Source organism: Sphingobium sp. CCH11-B1 (assembly GCF_001556865.1).
In the GTDB taxonomy this organism is placed as follows: domain Bacteria; phylum Pseudomonadota; class Alphaproteobacteria; order Sphingomonadales; family Sphingomonadaceae; genus Sphingobium.
Window position 1 is genome coordinate 1 of record NZ_LSJY01000066.1, and the last position, 2,911, is coordinate 2,911.

Here is a 2,911-nt window from a genome sequence, read left to right on the forward strand (position 1 = left end):
ACGCCAGTATCCAGAGCACCGAGACCTACTTGCGCGCCGATCCCGAAGAGAAGCTGCAGATTCTCGCAGCCCACGGTGCCCCTGCGATCAAGCCGGGGCGCTTCAAGCCGCCTTCCGACGCCTTGATCACAATGCTCACCGACGTTCGAAGGCGGGCCTGACCCGTCTTCGAACACTCCCTCTAACCCGCATATTATCTGGAGTGAAATCATGGAAAACCGAAGGAAACCTGCGTCTCTCGCCGCCACGCTCGACATAAACTGCGACTGCAAAGAATATGTGATCGATTACCTCGCCAAGAGCTTTCCCGTCCGGCTGATGGCGGTGTTCACCGACGAAAACGGCAATCCTCGCTCCGAGCCGATGAGCGACGAACACGGCGCGCCGGTGCTCTGCCGATCGGCAACCGCTGCGCGCGACCGGATGATCGAGCAGCTCTGCGCCTTGCCGCCGATCGCGACCGCGCTTGATGCCATCATTGAACGCTTCGGCGTCGACCAGGTGGCGGAAGTGACTGGGCGGACACGTCGGCTCATCGTCAGCCGCGATGGCCATCAGAAACTCCAATCCCGCTCGCCGCGCGCCAATGTGGCCGAGACCCAGGCATTCATGGACGGCACCAAGCGCATCCTGGTGTTTTCCGACGCCGGGGGAACGGGGCGCAGCTACCATGCCGATCTGGCGGCCAAGAACCAAGCCCGCCGCGTGCACTTCCTGCTCGAACCGGGCTGGCGCGCTGATGCCGCAATCCAGGGGCTTGGCCGCACCAATCGCACCAACCAGGCGTCGGCCCCACTGTTTAGGCCAGTGACGACCGATGTGCGCGGCGAACGCCGGTTCATCTCGACGATCGCACGCCGCCTCGACAGCCTCGGTGCCTTGACGCGCGGGCAGCGCCAGACCGGCGGTCAGAACCTCTTCGATCCGGCTGACAACCTCGAGAGCATCTATGCCAAGGAGGCGCTCCATCGCTGGTTCGGCCTCTTGTTCACCGGCAAGCTCGAAGCGGTCAGCCTCGGGCGCTTTCAAAAGCTGACAGGTCTCAGGATCGAAGCCCCTGACGGGTCGATGGTCGATGACCTGCCTTCGATCCAGCGCTGGCTTAATCGTATCCTCGCGCTTCCCATAGCGTTGCAGAACGCGATCTTCGATGAGTTCATGGGGCTGGTTGAGGCGCGGATTGATGCCGCGCGTCAGGCCGGCACACTCGACCTCGGTCTAGAGACCATCGCGGTCGAAGACTTCGCGGTCCTGTCGGACACGTTGCTGCGCACGGATCCGGCGTCTGGCGCGACCACCCATCTGTTGGAACTGGAAATTGCACGGGCCTTGAAGCCGCTCACGCTCAAGCGGCTCGAGGAGTTCCACGGCCTCGCTGGGCAGCAGCAACGGCCTGTTCGGAACGCGCGTTCAGGCCGGGTTGGCTTGCTCGTGCCCGCCCGCAGCATTCTTGCGGATGACGGCACCCGCGTTTCTCGCTTCGAATTGCTGCGCCCGCTGAAGCGCAGCCACATCACCGAGGGTCAGCTCGCTGAGAGCAGCTGGGAGGGTATCTCCATCGACGCTTTCCGCGAAGCCTGGGCGGCCGAGGTTGAAGAAGCGCGGTCCAGCCACAAGCGCGAGCGCCTCTATCTGGCGACGGGCCTCCTGCTGCCGGTCTGGGACAAGCTCCCTTCGGATTTCGTGAGGGTCAGTCGCATCTCGGCGGCGGATGGCCGCTCGCTCCTTGGACGGGAGGTTCCTGTCCATTGTGTTCCGGAACTGTGCCGGGCGCTGGGTCTGGAACGCGAGCAAACGCTCTCCGCCGATGACATCGTCCAGACCGTTCTGGCGACCGGTCGAGCCATGGAATTCAACGGCCGCGAGCAGCTCATGGTCAAGCGCAGCCTGGTCAATGGCTCACAGCGAATTGAACTGACCGGATGGAGCGCAGCCCGCCTTGACTGGTACAAGGCCCAAGGCTGCTTCACCGAGATCATCCGCTACCAGACGCGGCTGTTCGTGCCGCTCGAGGGCGCTGGGGGCGTGATTGCCAGATTGGCGCCATTCGTCTGAACCTTGCCAAATGGCATAATACAGCCTATATGCTGCCATATGGAGAATTGCCATGCTGGCTCTGCAACCCGTTGATACTGCCGTTTCCGCTTTCCGTCCCGATCCCATTACGCAGGACGAGGCAGCGGCCATGTTCCGGGCAGTCCTCAATCTGTTCGGCAAATGGGAACTGACCGACGAGCAGGCCGCAACGCTGCTCGACATGCCTGTGCGCTCTTATCGCCGCTGGAAGGCTGAAGGCCCCGGGCGCATCTCGCGTGATGGGCGTGCGCGTCTTTCCAACCTGATGGGCATCCACAAGGCGCTTCGAATCATCTTCTCGGAAGGCTCGCGCGGCTATTCTTGGATCAGGTCGGCCAATGATGCGTTCGGTGGAGCCAGTGCGCTCGACGTGATGCTCGGGGGCGAACTCACCGACATAATGCGGGTGCGTCGCTACCTCGACGCCGAGCGTGGTGGCTGGTGAACGAAACGGCGGATATCCCCGTTTCTCGAGTTGAGTGGAAGGGCGCTGTCAGGATCATCCGCAGTGCCTTTCCACCGATCGACCTGTTCGAGGACATCGCTGATCCAGCCGACTGGCCGCTGCTGATCTCGGCAGAGCAGAAGACCAATCCCCGCATCATGGCGACGATCGGCAATCTCGATCTGGTGCCGGTCGAACGCCGCGTTGGCGGCAGCGGCGCCTCCTACCTCATGGCGCCATTCACCCACGTCAGCATAGACCGGCCGAGCCGCTTTACCGATGGCAGCTACGGCGTGCTCTATGTCGGCGATCGGTTCGAGACCGCACTGTTCGAGTGTCAAACGGCGTTCAAAAGGGACCCCCGATCGGCGTCGAAGAGGGACCCCCTTT

Annotated in this window: 3 protein-coding genes and 1 pseudogene; all 4 read left to right on the forward strand. The window is 62.8% G+C overall.

The genetic code is table 11. The features are described from left to right. A pseudogene (locus AX724_RS24840) lies at positions 1–161 on the forward strand (tyrosine-type recombinase/integrase); the annotation flags it as partial. Positions 162–363: 202 nt separating this feature from the next. Further along, positions 364–2,055 carry a strawberry notch C-terminal domain-containing protein gene (locus AX724_RS07045; protein WP_443018664.1) on the forward strand — a complete coding sequence of 564 codons (1,692 nt, stop codon included), beginning with the start codon at positions 364–366 and terminating at the stop codon, positions 2,053–2,055. Between the two features lie 52 nt (positions 2,056–2,107). After that, positions 2,108–2,521 (forward strand): MbcA/ParS/Xre antitoxin family protein, encoded by a 414-nt coding sequence (locus tag AX724_RS07050; RefSeq protein ID WP_066764806.1) that lies wholly within the window; start codon positions 2,108–2,110, stop codon positions 2,519–2,521. Further along, positions 2,518–2,911, forward strand: a 394-nt coding sequence (locus AX724_RS07055) for an RES family NAD+ phosphorylase (RefSeq protein WP_156448015.1), incomplete at its 3' end; no start/stop codon positions are given. The genes AX724_RS07050 and AX724_RS07055, both read left to right, overlap by 4 nt.

Bases quoted from the DNA above. Each gene is read 5' to 3' on its own strand.
- AX724_RS07045 (WP_443018664.1), top strand. From the start codon at position 364: ATGAGCGACGAACACGGCGCGCCGGTGCTCTGCCGATCGGCAACCGCT.
- AX724_RS07050 (WP_066764806.1), top strand. From the start codon at position 2,108: ATGCTGGCTCTGCAACCCGTTGATACTGCCGTTTCCGCTTTCCGTCCC.